At 62.4% G+C, this 23027-nt stretch carries 20 protein-coding genes; 8 read left to right on the plus strand and 12 right to left on the minus strand.

Translation table 11 applies throughout. The features are described from left to right. Window positions 1-11: 11 nt before the first annotated feature. Together AB6806_RS20580 and AB6806_RS20585 are read right to left on the minus strand one after the other, a co-directional pair. Window positions 12-389 carry a VOC family protein gene (locus AB6806_RS20580; RefSeq protein WP_370955414.1) on the minus strand — a complete coding sequence of 126 codons (378 nt, stop codon included), beginning with the start codon at window positions 387-389 and terminating at the stop codon, window positions 12-14. Beyond that, complete coding sequence (locus tag AB6806_RS20585) at window positions 386-691, minus strand: GNAT family N-acetyltransferase (RefSeq protein ID WP_112764231.1); 306 nt, start codon at window positions 689-691, stop codon at window positions 386-388. Before AB6806_RS20585 ends, AB6806_RS20580 begins: the two co-directional genes overlap by 4 nt. Window positions 692-796: 105 nt before the next feature. Here AB6806_RS20585 and AB6806_RS20590 point away from each other — a divergent pair, with 105 nt between their 5' ends. Next, window positions 797-1204, plus strand: coding sequence for a DUF6766 family protein (locus tag AB6806_RS20590; protein ID WP_370955415.1), 408 nt, complete (start codon window positions 797-799; stop codon window positions 1202-1204). A gap of 123 nt (window positions 1205-1327) precedes the next feature. Here the strand turns inward: AB6806_RS20590 and AB6806_RS20595 are convergent, their stop codons facing one another. Next, entirely contained in the window at window positions 1328-2242 is a 915-nt protein-coding gene (locus AB6806_RS20595; RefSeq protein WP_370955416.1) for a hypothetical protein, read from the minus strand. 75 nt (window positions 2243-2317) lie between these two features. Further along, window positions 2318-3331, minus strand: coding sequence for a L,D-transpeptidase (locus AB6806_RS20600; protein ID WP_370955417.1), 1014 nt, complete (start codon window positions 3329-3331; stop codon window positions 2318-2320). A 287-nt stretch (window positions 3332-3618) separates the two neighbouring features. Here AB6806_RS20600 and AB6806_RS20605 point away from each other — a divergent pair, with 287 nt between their 5' ends. From AB6806_RS20605 to AB6806_RS20615, 3 genes are all read left to right on the plus strand, one after another. Continuing rightward, window positions 3619-4644, plus strand: a complete 1026-nt coding sequence (locus tag AB6806_RS20605) for a 3'-5' exonuclease (protein WP_370955418.1) — start codon at window positions 3619-3621, stop codon at window positions 4642-4644. Between the two features lie 104 nt (window positions 4645-4748). Beyond that, window positions 4749-4970 (plus strand): hypothetical protein, encoded by a 222-nt coding sequence (locus tag AB6806_RS20610; RefSeq protein ID WP_370955419.1) that lies wholly within the window; start codon window positions 4749-4751, stop codon window positions 4968-4970. Continuing rightward, the gene (locus AB6806_RS20615) at window positions 4967-7036 is read left to right on the plus strand and encodes an ATP-dependent helicase (RefSeq protein WP_370955420.1); all 2070 of its coding nucleotides are present in this window, start codon (window positions 4967-4969) and stop codon (window positions 7034-7036) included. The genes AB6806_RS20610 and AB6806_RS20615 overlap by 4 nt, the downstream gene beginning before the upstream one ends. Window positions 7037-7531: 495 nt before the next feature. Here the strand turns inward: AB6806_RS20615 and AB6806_RS20620 are convergent, their stop codons facing one another. The 4 genes from AB6806_RS20620 to ligD all read right to left on the minus strand — a co-directional run bounded on the left by AB6806_RS20620 (window position 7532) and on the right by ligD (window position 12117). Continuing rightward, complete coding sequence (locus tag AB6806_RS20620; RefSeq protein ID WP_133561228.1) at window positions 7532-8089, minus strand: hypothetical protein; 558 nt, start codon at window positions 8087-8089, stop codon at window positions 7532-7534. Window positions 8090-8725: 636 nt separating this feature from the next. Then, window positions 8726-9859 carry an MlaD family protein gene (locus AB6806_RS20625; protein WP_370955421.1) on the minus strand — a complete coding sequence of 378 codons (1134 nt, stop codon included), beginning with the start codon at window positions 9857-9859 and terminating at the stop codon, window positions 8726-8728. A gap of 478 nt (window positions 9860-10337) precedes the next feature. Next, on the minus strand, window positions 10338-10547 hold the full coding sequence (locus tag AB6806_RS20630) for a cold-shock protein (protein ID WP_038358045.1): 210 nt from the start codon (window positions 10545-10547) through the stop codon (window positions 10338-10340). Between the two features lie 502 nt (window positions 10548-11049). Then, the gene (gene ligD / locus AB6806_RS20635) at window positions 11050-12117 is read right to left on the minus strand and encodes a non-homologous end-joining DNA ligase (protein WP_370955422.1); all 1068 of its coding nucleotides are present in this window, start codon (window positions 12115-12117) and stop codon (window positions 11050-11052) included. A 307-nt stretch (window positions 12118-12424) separates the two neighbouring features. On the opposite strand from ligD, the gene AB6806_RS20640 reads away from it, so the two are divergent. Together AB6806_RS20640 and AB6806_RS20645 are read left to right on the plus strand one after the other, a co-directional pair. Next, window positions 12425-14107 carry a dipeptide ABC transporter ATP-binding protein gene (locus AB6806_RS20640; protein WP_370955423.1) on the plus strand — a complete coding sequence of 561 codons (1683 nt, stop codon included), beginning with the start codon at window positions 12425-12427 and terminating at the stop codon, window positions 14105-14107. 102 nt (window positions 14108-14209) lie between these two features. Next, window positions 14210-15445, plus strand: a complete 1236-nt coding sequence (locus AB6806_RS20645) for a CapA family protein (protein WP_370955424.1) — start codon at window positions 14210-14212, stop codon at window positions 15443-15445. 939 nt (window positions 15446-16384) lie between these two features. Here the strand turns inward: AB6806_RS20645 and AB6806_RS20650 are convergent. The 4 genes from AB6806_RS20650 to AB6806_RS20665 form a co-directional block, all read right to left on the minus strand. Beyond that, window positions 16385-17893 carry a M81 family metallopeptidase gene (locus AB6806_RS20650; protein WP_370955425.1) on the minus strand — a complete coding sequence of 503 codons (1509 nt, stop codon included), beginning with the start codon at window positions 17891-17893 and terminating at the stop codon, window positions 16385-16387. Then, window positions 17890-19470 (minus strand): ABC transporter substrate-binding protein, encoded by a 1581-nt coding sequence (locus tag AB6806_RS20655; protein WP_370955426.1) that lies wholly within the window; start codon window positions 19468-19470, stop codon window positions 17890-17892. The genes AB6806_RS20650 and AB6806_RS20655 overlap by 4 nt, the downstream gene beginning before the upstream one ends. A gap of 362 nt (window positions 19471-19832) precedes the next feature. Continuing rightward, the gene (gene arsH / locus AB6806_RS20660) at window positions 19833-20528 is read right to left on the minus strand and encodes an arsenical resistance protein ArsH (RefSeq protein WP_112764246.1); all 696 of its coding nucleotides are present in this window, start codon (window positions 20526-20528) and stop codon (window positions 19833-19835) included. A gap of 164 nt (window positions 20529-20692) precedes the next feature. After that, window positions 20693-21028: an ArsR/SmtB family transcription factor gene (locus AB6806_RS20665; protein WP_370955427.1), complete on the minus strand. Its 336-nt coding sequence runs from the start codon at window positions 21026-21028 to the stop codon at window positions 20693-20695. A 298-nt stretch (window positions 21029-21326) separates the two neighbouring features. On the opposite strand from AB6806_RS20665, the gene AB6806_RS20670 reads away from it, so the two are divergent. Both AB6806_RS20670 and AB6806_RS20675 read left to right on the plus strand, forming a co-directional pair. Continuing rightward, entirely contained in the window at window positions 21327-21770 is a 444-nt protein-coding gene (locus AB6806_RS20670; RefSeq protein WP_370955428.1) for an antitoxin Xre-like helix-turn-helix domain-containing protein, read from the plus strand. After that, entirely contained in the window at window positions 21771-22463 is a 693-nt protein-coding gene (locus AB6806_RS20675; protein ID WP_370955429.1) for an RES family NAD+ phosphorylase, read from the plus strand. The last annotated feature ends 564 nt before the right edge of the window (window positions 22464-23027 follow it).

The raw sequence follows: 23027 nt of genomic DNA on the forward strand, positions 1-23027 counted from the left end.
GTCGTCCTCCTTCACTTGGATGAACGGGTGACGGCCTCGATCTTGTTGCCGTCGGGATCGAAGACGAAGGCGCCATAGTAGTGAGCGTCGTAATTCGGGCGTACACCCGGGGCGCCAGCGTCGGTGCCACCGTTGGCGAGCGCGGCATGGTAAAAGGCGTTCACGATCTCTCGGCTGCCGGCAGCAAAAGCGATATGGGTCCCGTTGCCGCTGGAAGCCCTCTTGCCGTTGACGGGTGTCTCGATGCTGAAGAGAACACTGCTCACGCCGTAGTCGGCCGATCGAGTGCTGCTGCTGAGAAGCCGGATCCCGAGTTCCGCAAGGACCGCGTCGTAGAACGTACGCGCCTTCCCGAGATCATTGGTGCCGACGGAAATATGGTCGATCATTGCGCCCGCTCCGTCCGCTGGGCGAGAACGTCTTGGTATTCAGGATGCCGCCTGGCCCAGTCCGCAATGAATGAGCAGGCGGGGACGATACGCTCTCCGCGGCCGCGTGCGCGCTCGAACAGGGCTTCAGCAAGCTGCGAACCGAGACCTCGACCGCGCAAACTCGACGGCACCTCGGTGTGCGAAACAATAAGGTAGTCATCAAGGCGCCGATACGTTGCAAAGGCCTCGCCGCCCGGAACCGCCATCACGAACCTGTTGTGTTCAGCGTCGTCTCGGATGCTTGGCGGTTTCGTCTGCATGGGGCGCTCCTGAAAGAGGCGGTGTCCGGGTTGAACCCCGGCAGCCGATCGGAGTTCCCTCTCGCAGCGATGCTTCTCGAAGCCCTGCGGGACTGGGAGCGGTGAATGAAACACTCGATCTGGACGCGATACGGATTTGCCTGGGTGACCGGCGGCTTCTTCCTGATCAGCTTGGTAGGCCACTGGGTCTTCGGCTGGTTCGCCTATGCCAACGAACAGGCGAGCCATGGTCAGGCCGCCAGCTTCGAGGGGTACTTCATCGAGATGATGCGCGACACGCTCGAGAACTGGCAGTCGGAATTCCTGCAATTGCTGTGGCAGGTCGCGGGGCTCGCGATCCTGCTTCATGTCGGCTCACCGCAATCGAAGGAGGGCGATGACCGCATGGAGGCCAAGCTCGATGCCATCCTGCGCAAGGTCGATCGCGACGATGGCGACCGTCTGATCGAGGAGATTGACCGAGACTACGCAGGCCGCCACACGGATCACCGCTACGTCAGGGAACGCCAGTAATAAGGTACTCGACGGTTCGGCGCTGCCCGGGATCGAAGTCTTTGCGGGGAGGATTGCGCGATTGCCATACTCGGCGTGACTGGCGCGGAACCCGACGAGGACGGAAACGCGGTCGGGCGGGACTCAACCCGCCGGATCGTCGGAACCGCCGCGACGACTTCGAGTTTCCCGAGCGCGCTCCAATGACCTCGCCGCGCGGCGCGCGATGCGCAGTTCCTCGAGCGTAGGTTGCCACCATCCTCGGAGGAGGGCGCTCACCGCGGCGGGATGTCGGGCAGGCCAGGTTTTTACAAGTTCGCCGTGCGTCGGGCGACGCCACAATGCCCAGACCAGATCGTCGGGCTGTCCGGAACTCCAAGGGTAATGCCGGGCGGCTGTCTCTGCGGGAACGACCTCGCCGGTCACCTCAAGGATGACGAGCGGTCCTTCATGGGACATGAGCACTCTGTCGAGCGGCGGCTGCTCGCTCGCCGGGACAGGATAGCGCCGGCGGCGGCGCTCAGTCATCGCTGCTTTGGCGTCTTCGTATTCGGGCGCGGATTTCGCCGCTTGGCGCAGTTGCTTTCGAGCCTCCGGCTCGCTGCGTTCCGCGGCGGCTTCGATCGCCGGCCATCTCTTGCGAAGTTCATCGATTGATCGGAATGGTACGTGCCAAGCCTTGTTATCTCCGTTCCACCAGGCCCATGGAACCGCGCGCAATTCCTCGACGACGGTTCGTGAATAAGGGGTGCGCACGACGATCTCATCGGCGACCTTCAGATAGAGGCTGACGATCGGCTCGAACGAAAAGGAATCGCGGCCGCGCTGATCGGCGAGGCTGAAGGCGCTCGGCAGCTCACGATCAAGCCATCGCGCCGCGCGAAGCATCGCCGTCTTGCCCGGTATCCGCCAAGCAGCCAGGTCGTCGTCCCAGCGCGCTCTCGGAAAAGCGTCCCGAAAGCGTTCGACCGCAGCGGCGTCGAACGGGAAGGAGACGATCGCTCCCGGGCCCTCTCCATCTTCGCGGATTTCGACGTCGTTGTGCTCGCGCGCAGCCATCGCCCTACCGTCCCGCAGTCCAGACCGATGCCGACGGCCGGTCAAAGTTGCAAGCCAGAATGCGGGTGACATCGGCTAGTCGACGAAGCGGACGGTCGTACCTGGCTTGACGATCTGGGCCAGTTCCTCGGCATCCCAATTCGTGAGCCGCACACAGCCATGCGATGACGCCTTGCTGATCTTCGAAGGCTCTGGCGTACCATGAATGCCGAAGGTCGGCTTGGACAGCTCGATCCAGACCGTGCCGACCGGGTTGTTGGGACCCCTGGGGAGCACCAGTTTGCGCTTGTTCTTCCCCTGCTGGAAATTCTTGACCGGATCGTAGTGATAGGTCGGGTTCTTCACGACCCTCACCACCTGATACTCGCCCTCGGGCGATGGGGTATCCTCGCTGCCGATCGTGGCCGGATACATCGCGATCACCGTTCCCGTCGCATCGAGCGCACGAACCATGCCATTGGTCTTGTCGGCCTCGACGGTTCGCGCCTCGTCCGAAGGAGCGGTTCGTCCGACCGAGACGACGTGCAGCGTTTCTTCACGCTTCCGATAATGCGTTCGCGGGTTGAGCACCCTGAGTAGGCCTTCGCTCATATGAAAACGTTCGGCGAACATCTCCTGCGCGTTCCTGTAGCCGAGCCGCTTCATCCGGGCCTGGCGAGCGTAATCGTGAGGGATGCGCCGGACGAACCGGGTTTTGATATCGTCCTTCGTCACGACGTAGTCCGAGACGATGTCCGAGCTGACGTCCCCTTTAAGGGCCTGCCATGTCGCGGCGTCGATGATCTCGCCGGTTCCGAGATTTTCGCGGCGGCGGAACTGGTTGATGGCCTTCCGATAGTTGTCGCCATCCAGGCCGTCGATCTCCCCGGGAGAGACCCCCTGACGCGCCAGCAAGACCTGAGCCTTGACGATCGACGCATTGGGCCGCGTCACCTTGCTTTTCGTGGTGGCCGGACGGCCTGCTTGGTTCACTTCGTCGGCGGTGAGGGCTTGCGCGGTGAATGGCACCAGCACGACGCATCCACCTAGCAAGGCTGCCCGGAAGAACTTCAGCAGCTCGAAAGCGGGTCGCGGCACGGCCATCACCATCGTTCGATTCATGCAGCGGCAACGCGATGTGTTATTCCGGGGTTCCGAAGCGCGTTACAGAGGCGGTAAGAAGCCGATCGCGCTGCGGGTCGGCGCGCGGCGCACAAATAATCACCTGCCACGCGAACTGCGACCAACCCTTAGTAGGAACGAACCGTGGGCTATTGTGGATGCGACGTCTGGAGCCACCTTATTGACCGCTGCAAAACTGGGCTGATGGAAATCGCATGGAAGCTATATAGGCCGCGTGGAAGGCTCATCGCTGAGCTCCTTGCCCTCGACCGCGAATGGCGAGCGCCCACGACGACGAGGGCCGCAAAATGAAGATTGCCTCTATCCAGTTTGACTTGTTCGATGATGCTCCGGGCTACCGGCAGACGGCGAGATCCGTGCCCCGGAAACGCAAGTCAGAAACTCTACCTACTCTGCCCGGCTGGAATGACGAGGAGGCCGCACAACGGCTGGAGCAGGGTGGGCGCTTCTGGATTTTACGGAAGCTCGTGCCGCGGCCCATCATCCCGCGAGCCGAAAGCGCCTTTCCGAACCTCGCGGTTCTGGTGGACACGGAGACGACCGGCCTGAATTCCGCAAAGGACGAGATCATCGAAATTGGCGCTGTCGCTTTCACCTATGACGACGCAGGTGTGATCGGTGACGTCGTGGGCATCTATAGCGGCCTGCGTCAGCCCTCGGAGCCGATACCGACGGAAATCACACGGCTGACCGGCATTACCGACGATATGGTCGCTGGTCACGAGATTGATATTGCAGCGCTCGACGCGCTGATCGAGCCCGCGGATCTCGTCATCGCCCATAACGCCGCATTCGATCGCCCGTTCTGCGAAAAGCTCTCGCCGGCCTTCGTCTCGAAAGCCTGGGCCTGTTCCGTCAGAGAAGTCCCTTGGGCGGATCTTGGCTTCGAGGGAAACAAGCTCGGATACCTCGTGGGCCAATCCGGGCTGTTCCATGAGGGCCACCGCGCGACGGATGATTGCAACGCGCTTTTGGAGGTACTGGCGAGGCCGGCCGGGGAGGGTGGCGCGCTACCATTCTGTCAGCTCTTACGTTCAAGTGAGCGTAGCCGTGTGCGCGTCTATGCGGAAAACGCGCCATTCGACATGAAGGACCATCTCAAAGGCAGAGGCTATCGCTGGTCGGATGGAAGTGACGGCAGGCCGAGAGCCTGGTGGATTGAGATCGATGACGAGCTCGAAGAGGAGGAGTTCCGTTATCTCCGCACAGAGATTTATGGCTGGGAGGACGCGGAACCATTGACCCTGCGGCTGACGGCGTTCGATCGGTATCGTGCCTAGCCGGCCCCATTCGAGCAGGCGCCCCGGTGTAGATTTGCGCCTCGGAGCTTGACTCCTCGAAGGTGATTGTTCTCATAATGTTCTCTCCATCGAGGACGCATCAAATGCCGCTAATCGTGCTGAAACAGGCATCTGTTCCGAAGCTTATGGAGCAACAGATCGATTCGGTTTTGGTGGAGTTCGAGGGTGACGCCCGGGCCGCGATCGGGGCATTGCTTCATAACCGTGAAGAGCTCTTGCGAGATGCTGATCGCGCAGCCTCGCTCGGCTTTCTGCGCGGCCGGTTCTCGGAAGGAGCGCGGCCGGTTCGGAAATTGAAGGCATGAACGCCATCGCCCCAATCAGCTTTCTCGACGCGCTCAACCCGGCACAGCGACGCGCGGTGATCCATGGCGTGGGCGCGGTGGCTTCCGCGCCCCTGCTTGTCATCGCGGGTGCCGGCTCAGGCAAGACCAACACGCTTGCGCACCGCGTGGCTCACCTCATGGTCAGCGGCGCCGATCCGCGGCGCATCCTGCTGATGACGTTTTCGCGCCGCGCGGCGTCCGAGATGGCGAAGCGCGTCGAGCGGATTGCACGGAAGGTGCTTGGCGACGGTGCTGGCGTCCTGGCCGACGCCTTGACCTGGGCAGGCACCTTCCACGGCATCGGCGCCCGCCTGCTGCGCGACTATGCCGAACAGCTCGGTCTCGATCCCGCTTTCACGATCCATGATCGGGAGGACTCGGCCGACCAGATGAACCTGGTTAGGCACGAGCTTGGCTTCTCCAAGACGGAGTCGCGGTTCCCGACGAAAGGCACTTGCCTGGCGGTCTATTCGCGCTGCGTGAACGCCGAGCTGCCGATCGAAGAGGTTCTGCGCTTGTCTTACCCTTGGTGCGCCACTTGGGCCGCGGAGCTGAAAGAGCTGTTCGCTGCCTATGTCGAAGCCAAGCAGAGCCAGAACGTCCTCGATTACGACGACCTGCTGCTCTACTGGGCGCAAGCCGTGACCGATCCCGATATCGCCGCGGACATAGGCGGTCGCTTCGATCACGTGATGGTCGATGAGTATCAGGACACGAACCGTCTCCAGTCCTCGATCCTGCTCGCGCTGAAGCCGGACGGCCGCGGCCTGACTGTCGTCGGCGACGATGCCCAGTCGATTTATTCGTTCCGGGCGGCCACGGTCCGCAACATCCTCGATTTCCCGGCAGCCTTCGTTCCGCCGGCCGAGGTCATCACGCTCGATCAGAATTACCGCTCGACCAGCGCCATTCTGTCGGCTGCAAATGCCGTCATCGATCTGGCGGCCGAGCGTTTCACCAAGAACCTTTGGACCGATCGTGCGACCGGGTCGCCGCCCCAGCTGGTGCATGTCCGAGATGAGGCCGATCAGGCTCGTTTCATTGCCGAGAAGGTGCTGGAGAACCGAGAAGGCGGATCGACGCTGAAACAGCAGGCCGTGCTGTTCCGGGCATCGCACCATAGCGGTCCACTGGAGATCGAACTCACGCGCCGGAACATTCCATTCGTCAAATTTGGTGGGCTGAAGTTCCTGGATAGCGCCCATATCAAGGATCTGCTGGCGCTGCTGCGCTTCGTCGAGAACCCGCGCGACAGGGTCTCTGGTTTCAGGTTGCTGCAGCTGTTGCCCGGCGTTGGCCCGACCTCGGCGCAGCGCGTCCTGGAACATGTCGCGCGGGCCTCAGTGCCTCTCGAGGCTCTTGAGAACGCTCCGGCTCCGCCGCGGGCCGGTGACGATTGGGCGTCATTCGTCGCCGCCGTCCGCGAGCTGCGCGCCGGCACCGCAGGGTGGCCGGCCGAGATTGAGCGCGCCCGCCGCTGGTATGAGCCTCACTTGGAGCGTATCCACGAAGATGCCAGCACGCGGCAGGCTGATCTCGTGCAGCTCGAACAGATCGCCGGGGGCTATCCGTCGCGTGAGCGCTTCCTGACCGAATTGACGCTCGATCCGCCGGACGCGACCAGCGACCAATCCGGCGTGCCACATCTCGACGAAGACTACCTGATCCTGTCGACGATCCATTCCGCCAAGGGGCAGGAGTGGAAGTCGGTCTTCGTGATGAACACCGTCGATGGCTGCATTCCGATCGATCTTGGCGCCGGCGCACGTGACGAGATCGAGGAGGAGCGTCGCTTGCTCTATGTCGCGATGACGCGGGCGAAGGACGATCTGCATCTTGTCGTCCCGCAACGCTTCTTCACGCACGGCCAATCCGCCACTAGCGACCGTCATGTCTACGCTAATCGGACCCGCTTCATTCCGAACGCGGTGCTTGGTCAGTTCGAGCGGACTGCCTGGCCGATCGCGGCCGCAGACGCCAAGCGGGCACCATCAGGCGGGCCTAAGGTCGATGTCAGGGCCAAGATGCGAGGCATGTGGCGATGACCAGGAATTGGCTGCAACAAGGTCGAGATCAAGCTGGATAGGGTGTCCGCGGCCGGACGCCTGCGCCGGATCGATCGTGGTTCACCGATTGGCAAATCGGGCTCCGCGTCATCGGCACGATGATGCGTCAGGAGCGTGATGGCCAGCTGATCGATCAGGAGCTGATTTGAGTTCGGCGCTGCGGCGGCCTGGATAAGGGCGCTGGATCGGCCGGTCCGCAGGGTAAGCGTTGTGGAGTCTGCGACGTTTGATCGGCTTAACAACGCCTCATTGCATTGCAGATGAACGAAGTGGCGGTCGCTTTGGCGTCATAGCGCCGCGGACAGGAGGCGTGGGCCCCCGTGGAGTGGGCGGGGAGATTTCGCGACGCGATTAAGAGGGAGGATTTCGATCCAAGTGATCGAGTCGGCGCGAAATGGCATCGCAGCCTCGACAAGAGACGAGACGCCGGTCGCGCTCGTATGGGAGATTGGTAGCTAGGTCACTGCTTAGGCTTCAGGGCTTCTTGGCCGCTAACGCGACCTGCGGGTGAAATGCCCAGACCGTGCCGCTGACGCGGTGGTTCGGCGTAGTTTCCACTACGTCCCCGTTAGGCAGGGTCTTCTTTATCTTCGGACCCAGAAACGAGACGACGTGCAGGCGTGCGCGATGGATGGGATCGCCTCCAGGGACGTTCTGCTCTAGCACGTCGACAATGCCTTGGCCGACGACAGCCTCGACGATGGCGGTATGATGAGGGCGCTTCTCAACTGCTGACCCGCCCGTCTCCCAATCACCGTTTGGATGCGTCGTTTTTACCTCCGTTCTGTCCTCCCAGACGAAGTTCCGGAACTGCAGAATGTCGCCAACGACAATATCGCGGCGCAGATCCTTCACCAGTGTGCCCCAGATATAATCGCCGTCAGGCCCTACCTTGCCGCCCATGAGTTGGGTTGAGGTCTTGCCGCCGCAGTCAGTCAAGGCGGTTTCGAGCATGCTCCAGCATTCGCCATCACCGATTTTCTGCCCAATGCGCTTGACGCTCCAAGTCACGAGGTCGTCGGGAAGAGCCATGTCCACCTCCGGTGAGGAGCTGCTTTTAAGATGCTACGCGGCGCGCATTCAGGAGGCAATATCAACCAAGCGCCCGGATTTGCAGGGCATGAAGACTACAATCCCATTTGAGCCGTAGACCTGATGAACCCCAGTGGGCTGGCTTTCGCCAAGCTCGGTTATTGGCCAGGACGTGGATGGTCCGGTCGTCCCCGGGAAACTGGCTTTGCCCTCCTGTCGGGTGCGGCCGGTACATCCGCGGCGACGCATCCAACTGGAGAGCATGCAGGCATCCGGGGATGCCACGCTGACAACCACATAGCTCGCGCTAAGGTTCCTTCAAGAGACGGTGGACTTGCCCCGCCGCCCCTGGACGCTTTCAAAGCCGATCGGAATATCTGATCGGCCCAAATGAACCTCAGCCAACCGATGCGGCGCGCGCGCAGGCCGCGACGGAAAGAGCCACATTGAAGGCGACCGCAAGCCAGAGCCAGAAATCCAGAGGGAGATGGTACCGCATCGGATTGCTCTCCTGTGACAGCGAGACAATCCGAGCCTGCCGGGTCCGTTCCGCAGAAATGCGGCATTTGAGCCAAATGCCGGGTATCGTGGTGAATGAAGGGTTACCGATACCCGGCTGACTTTGCTTTCGCGGGACTAACGCGAGCCCCTGTGTTGAGGCAGCCGGCCGCGGTTGCCGAATAGCAGACCTTGCGGATTCTGATTCACTTCGTGCAACGAGCGCATAAATCGGGCAAGCCAATGTTGACTATCTGTCGTGACCTTGCCTAGACTTTGCAATCCGGAGGCCGTAGAACGAGCGATTTGAACCGTTAGCGCTGCTGAGCGCGTGTCCAAAGTCCTCGCTAGTTCACGCAGGTATTTGGCGTAGTCGGTCACCTCCTCGAGGAGCTTGCGCCCATTCTCGCCATTGGCGGCGTCGAGATAAGCCTGGGCGCCCTTGAGAACGCTGTCGAACTGGTCTGCCGCCGTGTTGAGCTTCTGCGTTGTCGATGCGGCGCTCGTTATTGCCGTGCTGACCTCTGGGGCTGCGGCGCCGAGCCCGGCGGAAAACTTGTCGATATCATCAATCACGCGAGCAACACGACCCGGGTCGATAGGGCGAATATTGTCCAGCACTCCATCGCTGAAAGCCTGGAGCTTACGGGGAAGCGGACCAATGAATTCGGCGGTCGTTTCGATGCCTTTCATCAGCTTGTCGAGGCCGCCGATATACTCGGCTTGTGCGCGAGTGGACCGTTCCGCCTCTGCTATGGAGGCAGATATAGGCCCCGCATTGCTGTTGATAGCGCCCTCGATCCCGACAAGCGCGCCATCAATGTTCCTGGCGATTGATCCCACTCTCTTGATGATATCCTCGGAGGGTTCGGCGGCGATATCCGGCAGCGATCGACCTGCTGCCGGGAGCAATGCGGCCGCGCTGGGGTCACCCCCACGAAGCTGGACCGCGACCACCCCCGCCAAGCCCTGACCTTCGAGGCGGGCGCTCGTGTCAGCTCGTAACGGTGTCGAACGAGAAACCTTTATGGTGGCGTTGATCTGACGCGGATTGGTGGGCTCGATCTCGATCTGTGTGACCTCGCCGACCTTAAGACCATTGAAGAGCACGCTGGAACCCCGGCCGAGCCCTGAGATATCGCTATTGAAGACCAGGCGAACGTTGACGGTCTCTGTTGTGCCGCTGCCAAACCAAAAGGTGAAGCCGAGAAGTCCCGCGACGATGGCAAGCGTGAGCAACCCGATCAGCGCGTGACTCGCTCGCGATTCCATGACGCGAATTGCCTCTCGTTGCCGGTCGAAGCGCCCGACGGTCTACGACTGGCGATTCCGGAGCGTAGGCTATCGCCGCAAACTCGACGAGAGAATAATCGATGCAGCCGAGGATGACGGTTCCCGTCATTTGAATCCGGTTCGGCGCCGTGACTTCAAATTGACTGGTGCTGCGAGCGCCGCCCGTCTATCGGAGGCCTCTTTTGCCAGGCGCAGCCCGCGCAGCTTGATCATGTTGTCAGATCGCTGCTGAGTCAGCCTCTCCGTTTCGGAGACAATCCTTGCGTGAGACAGGGATCGTGTCTGGATCTTCAAGAACTGATTGTCGGCTGTTAGGCGCTGCTTTGATAGTTCGATCACAATGATTTCCATTTGCGGTTAGATTAAAAACAATAAAGGCCGAGCAAATGCCCGGCCTTTCGAGTGGCTATCGTCGCTGGTGCCAGTACATCCGTGGTCAACAGCAGCAATTGCCAGGTCACGCAGTCTGGAGCTGTTCCGCAGCCATCTTGCCGGAACGATTGTCGCGCGCGACTTCGTATCCAAGCTTCTGGCCTTCTTGCAGGTCCCGCATTCCAGCGCGTTCGACGGCGGAGATGTGCACGAACACATCCTGGCTGCCGTCGTCGGGCTGAATGAAGCCGAAACCCTTGGTGGAATTGAACCATTTCACTGTGCCGGTGGTCATAAGAAACCCTCCTTTTGGCAAGACCTGTCGCTCGCCGACAAAATGTCTGGCGAGTTCAGAACGATTTCGAAAGGGGGAGTTCATCAGAGTCGCGCCAAAGCGCGAAAATAACAACGGCCGTCCAAGCAATCTCGATGAAGACATACCTAGCCCAACTCGCCCGAAGATCCAAATTATATTTTCTCAGATACGCATTTTCTTTTTTGGCGGCGATTTTAGCTATGCTGCCGACAGTGGTCTCAGACGAGCAATTATTCCGTTTCTCAACCACTCTCCGTTCGTTTGGACGCAGCGGTTGATGATCGAACTGATCTCGCGCCTCCGATCGAGGGCAAAAAGAAGCGAGCCGGCTGGGGTGAAACGCCGGCTCGCTTCTGGTGGTCACCCTGGCAAGGATTGCACCGCGACCGTCGAAGGGGTGCTGCGACGGCCGCAGACCATGAACTGGCACGAGGGTGCCGGGTTCCGAAGCGGTCAGATCATTCTCGGCGGTCGACGGACCTTATCGGTCTAAATCTACCGGCGGTCGCTGCGGCTTCATCTCGTAGACCGTCGCCTCGTCTGCTTCTTCGCGCAGGCCCTTGTAGGAGGCGTGACGCAGCTTGCCGTCATCGGTCCAGCCCCGAAACTGGATCTCGGCGACAAGCGCGGGCGTGAGCCAGCGATAGGAGCGCCTGCGGCCGGTCATGTCGATCACCGGCTTCCCTATAATGAGCCTGTCCATCGCCTTGCGCAGCGCTGCGCCAGTTTCAACGGTGAAGCCGGTGCCGACGCCGCCGACATAGACCAGGTGGTCGCCCTGCCTCGCGGCGAGCAGCAGCTGGCCGATCCCGCCCAGGGCGATCGTCGACGGTTCATAGCCGACGATGACGAAGCTCTCCGACCGGCTGCATTTGATCTTCAGCCAATCGCCGCCGCGTCCCGATCGATAGGGCGCATCGCGGCGCTTGGCGATGATGCCTTCAAGCTTCATCTCGCAGGCGAGCTTCATGAATGGACCGCCATCGGCGTCGATCTCTTCGCTCAACCGGATCGAGCCATGAGGCTCGGCCAGGAGGAGATCCTCCAGCATCTCGCGCCGATCGCTCAGCGGCATCGGGCGCAGGTCATGGCCGTTCAGATAAAGCAGGTCGAAGGCATAAAGGACGGCCTCCGAGGCCAACCGCTTGCCGCCGCGGCCACCGAGAGCCTTTTGCAGAGCGCCGAAATCGGAAGTACCGTGCTTGTCGAGCACCACGGCCTCACCGTCGAGGATGGCGCTGTCCACGCCAAGGCTCAGCGCATCACGCGCGATCGTCGGAAAGCGCGGCGTCCAGTCATGGCCGCCGCGCGTGATGATCCGGACCCGCTTGCCGACGATGTGGATCGCCAGGCGATAGCCGTCCCATTTCACCTCGAAGGCCCAATCCGGACCGGCCGGCACCTCGTCCGTCAGCAGCGCCAAACAGGGTTCGACGCGCTCGGGCATCGGATCGGAAAACAGATCGCGTTCGGGCTTCCGGCGCCGGGTGAGCGGCCCCCTCACGGTATCGACACCCGGCCCGGCCCTGAGAACGCGACGCGTACCCATCCATGCGACTCCGCAACGAAACGAGTCGCCAACCGACGACAGGGCGAATCGTTCCCAGCGGAACCCGCCAGCGTGTAGAATGGTTGAATCGCCATCAGTGGTTCGCGTGAGGTGTCCGCATGGCTACCCCTCCAAGTCACGCCGTGCCGTCTCGGCGCCAGCCAACCACCCGCCGCGAGCTCTATCGTGAACAGTGCCAGGATATTGAGGGAGCCCGCTCTACGATCATCGTCTGGCAAAACAAGCCCGGCCTATCCACGGTCTCCTACTCGCTGGAGGATGGCACTCCCCTCCACTACGAGGACGCATGCTATTTCACGACGCCGGACGGCAAGGTGCTGACGCGGTGCGAGGACTCACCCTGAAGCATCGGGGAGAGTCCGGTGCGGCGACGATCCTGCAGGATGTCAGCCTGGATCTTCATCGTGGCGAGGTTCTTGGCCTGATCGGCGAGTCCGGAGCCGGCAAGTCGACGCTCGGCAACGCCATCCTCGGCCTGCTCCCGGCCGAGTTCGATAGGATGGGCGGCACGATCCTGTTCGACAGCGAGGCGCTCGACGCCGCGGACAGCCGGTCGTGGGGACGGATCAGAGGACGCAGGATATCCGCGATCTTCCAGGACCATACCGCATCGCTCGATCCGCTGATGGCAGTCGGCCCTCAGCTCGAAGAGACGATCCGGGCCACGAACGACGGCATCTCGCGCCAGGACGCGCGCATCCGCGCCATCGACCTTTTGATCCGTGTCGGCATCCCCGACGCTGGCGAGCGCTATCACAGCTATCCTCACCAGTTCTCCGGCGGACAACGCCAGCGCGTCGTGATCGCAATCGCGTTGGCCGGATCTCCCGACATCATCATCGCGGACGAGCCGACCTCCGCCCTCGACGCGACGGTGCAGAAGCAGATCCTCAACCTCCTGCGCGAGCTCGTCGATGAAACCCGGGTGTCGATTGTTCTCGTGACGCATGACATGGGGGTCGTCTCCGACATCACCGACCGGGTCGTCGTGATGCGGCACGGGCGGGTCGTGGAGCACGGGGTGACGTCCTCACTCCTGGATGCGCCCCGGGAGCCGTACACACGCAGCCTGCTCGCGGCCGTACCGCGGTTACGGCTGTCCGATCCCGAAACGCGGCAGGAAGCCGGCGAGAACCCGAAAAGCCCGCAGCCGCAGGCGCGGCATGAGCTTGCGGGGACGCCGCCGATCCTCCTCGCAAGCGGCATCAAGAAAACCTTTCACAGGCGTTCGCTAGCCTGGTTCCGCAAGGGACACGGGAAACCTGCGCTGCAGGATGTCACCGTCGCGCTGGAGCACGGCGCGATCACCGGGATCGTCGGGGAGAGCGGCAGCGGCAAGAGCACGATGGGCCGGATCATCGCAGGCCTGGAAACCGCCGGCGACGGCACGCTCGAAATCGACGGCACCGCCTTCGATATCGCGCGCTCCGGGGCGCGCAACGGATTGCTGGGCAAGGTCCAGATGATCTTCCAGGATCCAGCGGTATCGCTGAACCCGCGCATGTCGGTGGGCGCGACACTGCAGGAAAGCGTCCGCTTCGGCACCGTCAGGCCAGGGAGCGAACGGCCGGACGTAGCCACGATGATGGACAGACTCGGGCTCGCGCGCAGCCTGCTCGCCCGATATCCGCATCAGTTGTCGGGCGGGCAGAAGCAGCGCATCTGCATCGCGCGCGCGCTCCTCGCCAGCCCACGGATCATCGTCGCCGACGAGCCGACCTCGGCGCTGGACGTCTCCGTTCAGGCGGAGATCGTCGCCCTCCTGCGGGAGAATGTTACCGAGCGGGGCATCGCGATGCTCTTCATCTCACATGATCTCGCGCTTGTGCAGCAGCTCTGCAGCGCGATCTACATCTTCAAGGACGGCAAGATCGAAGACAAAGGCCCAGCGGACTTCATCTTCGTCCATTCACGAAACCCTTACACCCGAACTCTGATCGACGCGCGTCCCCGGCGTTTCACGCACTGACGCGGCAACAAGTCCGAAGCGCCGCTCGCAACGGTTCCCAGCATCCCATCCACCAACTTCGTTTCACGCTGCGGCATTTCGCGGCGCAGGAGAAGCTTTGTCATGACGAACATGTTCACGATCGCCGTCACCGGGCAGTCGCTCATCAAGCACGATATCCGCGGCGTGGATAAGCCGGGCTTCCGAGGCGTCCGGGAGGTGCTCGGCCGCGCCGACCTGCCGTTCACCAATTTCGAAAGCACGATCCTCGGGAGCCATGGCGGATGGCCGCTGAAGGGAGGAGTTTTCGGTTGCAGCCAGCCGGTCGTACTCGACACGCTGCAGGAGCTTGGCTTCCAGGCGCTGTCTCTGTCGAACAATCATGCCTTCGATCTGGGTCCGTCCGGTATTCTGTCGACTCTGGAGGAGGTCGACAGGCGCGGCTTCCTGCATGCCGGCATCGGGCGCAATCACACGGCGGCGGGCCGGGCAGCCAAGGGAGCATTCGCCGGCCGCAAGGTGGCGCTCGTGGCCATGGATGGCGGTCCGGGGCCCGATTTCATGTATGCGAGCGATTCCGTCGACGGGCGTCCCGAGCGTCCGGGTGTCAACCGCCTGAAACTCAGCAAGGTCGTCGATGTCGATGCTGATGCGTTCGACCAGTTGCGCAGGGTCCGCGACAAGGTCGGCTACACGATCATGGATCTCCGCAACGACAGCCAGCCCGACGATGCGCCAGACCTCGATCCCGAAACCGAGATCAGCATCGCCCGCGCGATCTTCAGGCGTTCCGACAGGTTCGGCCGGCATGTGAAGATCGATGCCGGCGACATCGCCCGGCACACCGCCGCCATCGCGGCGGCGGCCGAGCAAGGCCACCTCGTCATCGCCTATCTGCATCATCATCACTGGGCGCCGGACTGGTACCAGGTTCCCGATTGGGTCGGGGCCGTTGCGAAGACCTGCATCGATGCCGGTGCGGCCATGTTCGTCAGCCACGGCGCGCCCGTTCTTCAGCCCGTCGAGATCTATCGCGGTCGGCCGATCTTCTACGGCCTCGGCAATTTCATCTTCCACGTCAGATCCGAGAAATCGCCATGGCTGGCCCGGGAAGTATGGGAGAGCGTGATCGGCCTCTGCTCCTTCGGCGAAAGCGGCGAGCTCTCCGGCATCTGCTTCCATCCAGTCGTCATCGGCGGCAGCGAGTCCGCCACGAATGATATCCTGGAACAACGCCTGGCACCGGAACTCGCTTCCGAAGCCGATGCGGACCGGATTCTTAGTCGCTTCAGGGATTATTCCGCGAAATTCGGGACGCGGATCGATATCGGGAACGGCGTCGGCCTTCTTCGTCTCTGAGCGATGGAGCATTTGGACGATGACCTGTTTGCTCCTGCGCCCCACCTGGTGCGAAATCGATCTCGATGCCGTCACGCATACGGCAGCCACAATCTCCGTGCCGTCGTGCCATTTGCCAAACGATGGGTCGCTCGTGACGGCTTTCTGCAGTGGGCGGGCCGTGTCTGGCTTCGGACGTCTCCCGATCGGCCCCTGAAGCGATTGATCGGCGCAACGGTAAAGATCGAGGTAGAGCTTCGCTTGGCGAACCAACTGGCGGGAGATGGGGCCGCTGTCTCACACCCGAGCTTGCTTCGGTCAAAACGGATAAGCTGATGGGAAGGGTAGACCACGACGGTCTTCCCTCCCGATACCGCATCTATTTGCAGGATCGTAGCGTGTGGGCTGCTGCCTTCAGGGCGCAGATCGTCGTTTGAACTGTATTCATATCGGATTTCCGGCATCTGAAATGCGAGAACGTCCGTGCCCATAGCCCGAGTTGGCGTAACGATCGAACGACGGTGCGCAGCTCGATGCGATGGAGGCCGGTTTCTATGCGAAGCTAGAAGCCGAGGCCTGAGCGGCGCTTGGGATTGCTCCGCGCCGGAACAAGCCGTTGGTCGCACGCTTCATCGCGCAGAGCCTGATCAAGAAGGGCGTAATCCCGTCCTTCGTGCGTCCGATCGTCGAGAAGCTGAGCGCCCAGGCTGCAGCAACCTGACGCGCTTGCCATCCGCGGCCTGATCTCCGGCGTGTATCCCGCCGCGGCGAAGAAGTTCGAGCTGCGCTTCGACGAGCCGCCCAACATCGATAGACGGCCGCGCCTCCTGGCCTGCTGCCTTTTCCGTGGCTCGTCGGCTAGGCTAATCCGATCATTTTTTCGAACTCAAGGCGGCTGAAGGTCTGCTTTCGAGCGGAGCGCGAATGTTAGCAACTGGGGCCTCTCCGCCACCTTGTTCCTCAGCCTTCCGGTGAGAAGCTCGGGCTGCCATAGGGATAATAATCCTTCAGCGTGAGATTCTCGTAGGACAGAGCATCGAGATGAACGGTACCCACGAAGGGCTCGGGCGGCTCGACGAGGATGATGGTCGGCGTGAAACCGCTATCGTCGAAGCCGCGACGGAAATGGACGCGCGACTTGATCGCGATCACGTCGAACTCATTCGGCGCGAGCCCGAGCTGCCAAAGCTCCGAAGGCTCGATGATCTGGACGAGATAGGGGCTGAGCACCAGCAGGTTGCCCTTGCCGAATTCGACGCAGACCCAGTCCCTGCCATGGCCGCGCGCGGTCGTCGCCGGCCCGACCGAGCGCAGCGTGCCGGAGATGCGGACTGGTGCCCCGGCCGATTCATCGAAGAGGCCGCCGATCTCCGCATCGAACGCATCGCCCGGCTTCGCGCCGGACCCGATCACCGATCGGATCGTCTCGGGGGAGGCGATCGTCGCGATCAGCGTGCGTTCGAGCTTCTGTGCGACGATCTCCTGGAGAAGCCATGTCGCATAGCCGGAGCGGTCGCTGTAATCGGCGAGCAGGACGGGGCCTTTGTCTTCGGCAACCGCCGCGCGGGCGAGCGCGACCGCCTCTTTCGCCTTGTAGATCCTGACGGTGTCCAGCAGCGCGTGGCGGCGGCGCCAGGTCCATTCCGCCATGTCGCGGATGATGCGCTCGGCGAGATCGGGATCGTCGTTGGTCAGCACCTGGAGCGACATGCCGGCATCGGGAACGTCGGACCACGGAAAGCCGAAGAAGACGTTGACGAAGACGTCGGGCTCGCGCGCCTCCCAGATCAGCGCGCGCTGGATCAGGTCGGACCAGGGCGAGGCGCCGGTCCACATCACCACGGTCGGCGCGATGATCGGGATGCGCAGGGTGCGATGCACCGGCTTGAAGCTGCCGCGGATCGCCCGGACCAGCATGCGCGCCGCGCGCTCGCCCTGCAGATGCATGTCGTAATGCGGGAAATACTTCACGCAGAACGCCATGTCGGCCTGTTCGAGGAAGGCTTCGTCCTCGTTGCCATGCGGATCGAAAGTCGCGGTGATAAAGGCCTTGTTGCCGACGACCTCGCGGACACGCCTGGCGATGTCGGCCTCCGGCCGTGGCACGCCGCGCACCGCGAGCGCGCCATGGAGCGCGAGATAGACGCCGTCGAACTGCGGCTGCGCCTTCAGCTCCGCGATCATGATGCCCATGAAATGCTCATAGGCGTCCTCGGTCACCCAGCCCGAGCCGGTTCCGGTGCGGGGCCAGAGCGGCGAGGTGATGCCGACGAGCTCGACATTTGCAAACTCACGGGCGACCTGCACGAAGCCACCCATGTAGCCCTTGGGGTCGGTGGCGAGCAGCGCTTCGCCGGAGGCCGGGGAGCCTGGATAGATGAAATCCTCCAGCGTCGTGTCGTTGGGGAGGAACGTCACCGTCTCATGCGCGAACTGGAGAACGGCGATCCGGATCTTGGACTGAGTCACAGCGGCCTGACGTCGTAGAATTGAGCGAAACCGATCCGCATGCCCGCGATCCCGCGATAGGCCGTCTTCTCATAGTAGGCGCCGAGCGGGATATAGGGCACGTCGATGAAGAACTGCTTCTGAATCTCGGCGCAGATCGCCTTCTGGGACGCGAGATCCTTGGAGGCGAACCAGTCGAGCCTGAGTTCTTCGAGGCGCGGTGATTTCGGCCAGCCGAACCAGGCCTGGTCGCCATTGCCGCGGATGCCGAGCTGGCTCGCCGGGTCGAAATTATTGGTGCCGTTCAGATAAGTGAAGAAGATACTCCAGCCACCCTTGTCGACCGGTTGGCGGCTGGCGCGGCGCTGGACGACCGTGCCCCAGTCGGTCGAGACCAGCTCGACATTCACGCCGGATTTCTGCAGGGCATCGGCCGCCACCGCGGCGAGCGCATGGGTCGAGGGATAGTCGGTCGGGTCGAGCAGCACGACACGCTCGCCCTTGTAGCCGGCCGCTTCCAGTGCGCGCTTGACGGCGGCGAAATCGCGCTTGCCGACAAGGATCTCCGTCCCCGCCGTCGTCGCCATCGGCGTGTCCGGGCTGAAAACGCCGACATGATCCTTCCAGAGCGAGCGCTCGTCGCCGGCGACCGCCGTCATGCACTCAGCCTGGTCGATGGCGCCGAGCAGCGCCCGCCGGATCGCCGGATTGTCGAAGGGCGGATGCAGCGCGTTGAAGCGCAGGCAGCCGATGCCGCCGGCCGGGTCCAGCCCCTCTAGCTTGAGGCCTGAGCGGCCTTTGAGGGTGCCTTGCAGATCCGGCGTCGGGTTCTGCCACCAGTCGACCTCGCCATTGGAGAGCGCATTGGCCGCCGTCTGCGGGTCGGGAATGATGCGCCATTCGATGCGGTCGAAATGAACCTGCTTCGGGCCCGCGGTGAAGGTGGCCGAGCCATCCGCACGCGGAACATAGTCGGCAAACCGTTCATAGACGGTCAGTGCGCCCGGGATGCGTTCGTCGGCCTTGAAGCGGAACGGCCCACTGCCGATCATCTCGGTGACCTGCTTGTTCGGGTCGGTGACGGCGAAGCGCTCCGGCATGATGCAGGGCATCGAGGTGCCGGTCTTGCCGAGCGCCGCCGGCAGCAGCGGGAAGGGGCGTTTCAGCCGGAACTTCACGACGCGGTCGGATTGGACCGAGAGCTCGTCCGTCGCGTCCATCAGGGCGCGGCCGAAAGCATCGCGGGCGGCGAAGCGGCGCACGCTCGGCACCACATCCTGCGCCCGGACCGGTTCGCCGTCATGGAAGCGCAGGCCTTCCCGCAGCGTCAATCGCCAGGTCTTGCCGTCGTCCTCAACGGTATGGCCGGCGACCATCTGGGGCTCGAAATCGTAATTGGCGTTCTGGCCGTAGAGCGTGTCGAAAACGAGATAGCCGTGATTGCGCGTGACCGTCGCCGTCGTCCAGACCGGGTCGACGATCGCGACATCGGATTCCGGGATGAATTTCAGCACTCTGGCGCGCTGCGCGAGTGCCGGCCTGGCCATAGCGGAGACCGCGGCGCCGGCAGCAACAGCCAGAAACGTCCGACGCTTCATGCCGTGATTCCTCGTTCGAGGCGATGGAAAAGCTGCACAGGCAGCGCCACTGCAATTCCAATGCCGCGATCCTAGGATGGCGCAAACGACCGATGCAAGCGATCTGGTCCCGCTTGGGGCGTAGGAGGGCACTTTCACCGACGCGAAGCCGCCCACGCGAGACCCGGAATGAACGGCATTGTAGAATGTAATGGAACGCGTAGGTACGAGCATCGTCGCGTGTTCGGTACGGACCAATCGCGTGGGCCGAGATGGGTCCTCATCTGACACGGCCGAACTGATCCGGAGCGTCCGCTTCGCGGCGATGCCCAATGTCTGGAACTGGCGCAGCTGTTGCGTTCTCGGCGTCCTGGCTCCGGTCGCTATAAAGAGGCTACTGACGCCTCGGCAACATGCTTCCGCTCGCTGTAGCGGGTCGTCAGGTAATCCGAACGGTCGCGGGTCAGCAGCGTGAAGCGGACGAGCTCCTCCATCACGTCGACGACTCGATCGTAGTAGGCGGACGGCTTCATCCGGCCCGTCTCCTCGAACTCCTGATAAGCCTTGGCGACCGAGGATTGGTTGGGGATGGTCAACATCCGCATCCAGCGCCCAAGGACGCGCAGCGCGTTGACCGCATTGAACGACTGCGAGCCGCCCGAGACCTGCATCACCGCCAGCGTTCGCCCCTGCGTCGGACGGACGGAGCCGAGCTCCAGCGGTATCCAGTCGATTTGGCTCTTGAATACGCCCGATATCGTGCCGTGCCGCTCAGGGCTGCACCAGACCTGGCCTTCCGACCATAACGCCAGCTCGCGCAGCTCCTTCACCTTGGGATGGTCCGCCGGCACGCTGTCCGGCATCGGCAGGCCAGCGGGATCGAACACTCGTGTCTCGGCGCCGAGGTGGCGGAGGATGCGCTCGGCCTCCAAGATTAGCAGGCGGCTGTAGGAGCGCGTCCGAAGCGACCCGTAGAGCAGTAGGATGCGAGGGGGATGCGACGCCCTTTCCGCCGGCTCCAGCCGGGCGAGATCGGGCGCGGCGAGGCTATCTAGGTCGACGTTCGGAAGATCGGTCATGTGGTGGGGGCCTTCCCTCTCAAGGTGGTCGCGGACTAGGGCCGCCCCTCATGGCAACCCCACCGCTCGAACATGAAGCCGCCGTCCTCTGGAGCATCGCGAGCGCCTTGCGAGACGTACCGCAGGCGGGTTGTGATAGATGGTGACGTCCAGGATCCGCGCTTTCAGGGGCAGGAGGGAACGAGTTCGTCTATGAGCGGCTGGCAGAGATCCGCGCGGCCGCCGCAGCAATCCTTCAGCAGGAAGGCGATCACGCCCCGGAAGCCTTCCAGGTCGGCGCGGTAGATGATCGAGCGGCTTTGCCGCTCTCCCACGATCAGGCCCGCTCGCGCCAGGATGGCAAGATGTGCTGACATCGTATTCTGGGGGACGTCGATCAGCCGTGCGAGTTCGCCCGCGGGTACTCCTTCGGGTTCGCGGTTGACCAGCAGCTTGAACGTGTCCAGCCGGGTCGGCTGCGCCAAGGCGGCCATAGCAGATATGGCTTGAGAGTTATCCATATATCCAAGATGCCGGATATATTGATGGATAGCAAGCGAAGAAGTGTTTGTCTGAATGATTATCGGCAGCCCAGCCCGAAAGGTCCGCTTGTTGGCGATGCCAATGTCAGGGCGCTACTGCACGGTTGCCGATAGCTTGGCCCGCTCCGCCGCTGTCATAGCGAGACAGTCGCCATATGAGAAACGTGAAATCAAGGACGTAGCACCTCGGCGGAGAAAGGCCGCGTAGCGCCGGTCGCGGAATCTCACTTGCAATCTCGACAAGTCTCCATCATTTGATGTATGGAAGTACCATTAAATGATGGAGAAAGCCATGCTAGCAGCTGCGATCCCCATTCCCGCCCTGCCGGAGCGACAGGACTTCTCTGTTGAGTCCGATCGTACCAGGCTCTCGAAGGTAGCGCTCAAGGCCTACAAGCGTCTCGTCGAGCACTGGGGGCTCACGGGTCAGCAAGCGGCAGCGCTGCTCGACGTATCGACGAGCACTTGGGAACGTCTGAAGCAGGAGGGAAAGGACAAGTCCCTCAGCCAGGACCAACTCACGCGCATTTCTGCGATGGTCGGCATCTATAAGGGGCTTCACCTCCTGTTTGCCGACGACATGGCCGATCTCTGGCCCAAGCTCGAAAACAAAGGACCTCTTTTTGGTCGATTGAGTCCGATCGACTCGATGCTGAAAGGCGGAATTCCGCAGATGCTGGAAGTGCGGCGATATGTCGATGCGGTTCGCGGAGGCTTGTGATTGTCGATCGATGGCGTGCCGATCGTCACCGAGGCGTTCTCCAAGACGATCCGGCTGGTGACGACGGCTCGTTTGCGAGCGGCGGTACTCATCCCGCTGGTCGACAATGAGGACGAACTCCAAGCTCTCGCCGAGATCGAAGGAGCGACGAGTACCCGACTGACTGCACAGGATCGCGGTATTTCTGGATTGGCCGCCAACGAGCTTGTCTATGACGTTCCCCACGCTCACTTCATCAACGCATCTTTCGCCTACGCCAAGCCGCAGCAGCCCAACCGTTTCAATGGAGCCGAGCGCGGCGCTTGGTATGCAGCCCTCGACGTGGCCACATGCCTCCGGGAAGTCGGGTATCACCTGACGAACGCGCTCGCTGACGCGGGTGACTACAATGCCACCGTCGATTATGCGGAAATGTTTTGTAGCCTTGCCGGCGAGTTCCTCGATCTTCGGCAGATGCCTGACCATCCCTCACTCAACCCCGAAAAGGCCAAGGCCTATCCGATCGGAAACGCGCTCGCCGACAGCGCTCGCGCGGCGGGCCTCAACGGGATTATCTATCCTTCAGTGCGGCACACTGGCGGCACATGCCTCGTTGCCCTCCGGCCCGCAGCTGTGCAGTCAGTGAGGCAGGGAGCCGTATACCGCGTGACTTGGAGAGGGGCTCCCACACCAGCCATCGAGGGCCCCTTGTAGGCGGGTGCCCACCTTTCCAGCATACGGCGATCGCTGGCAGCTTTTCATCAGGCTTGATCGGTCACCAATATCAGGATGCCAGTTTTCCCGGCATCGGGACTGCTGAGTTGTTTCGAGCGCACCCGTTTCTCAAGCCTGTGGTTTCGCCGCCTTCGCGCCGGCGCGCTGATGATCCCATACCCGATGGCGCCGACCACAACATCCGGACCATCCCCTGACGTCCATCGCTCCATTCCGCATCCCGCGACGAGCGCCATTTCCGCAATCATCGCCTCGCCTTCGGGGCCGATGGGGCGCTGATCACTAAGAGCCTCGTAGACCTATCTCGCCGTGGTGCCGATCTGATCCGCGCCGCGATCTTCTGCGCATAGGCGACGAAATAATCGACGACCGTTCCTTGCCGGAGAAGTCGTCCTAGGCCGACATTGGCGAAGTCATGCCGGGAAGCGATCGTGCCAGGCCGGTCCGCTGGTGACGATGAAAAAGCGATCAAACGCAACCAGACACAAAAATGACCCCGCCAGCCGGAGCTGACGGGGCCAAGTTGGTTTCACCTGCTGAACT

The organism is Allobosea sp. RCC_152_1 (genome assembly GCF_041360765.1).
Classification (GTDB): Bacteria; Pseudomonadota; Alphaproteobacteria; order Rhizobiales; family Beijerinckiaceae; genus Allobosea; species Allobosea spartocytisi.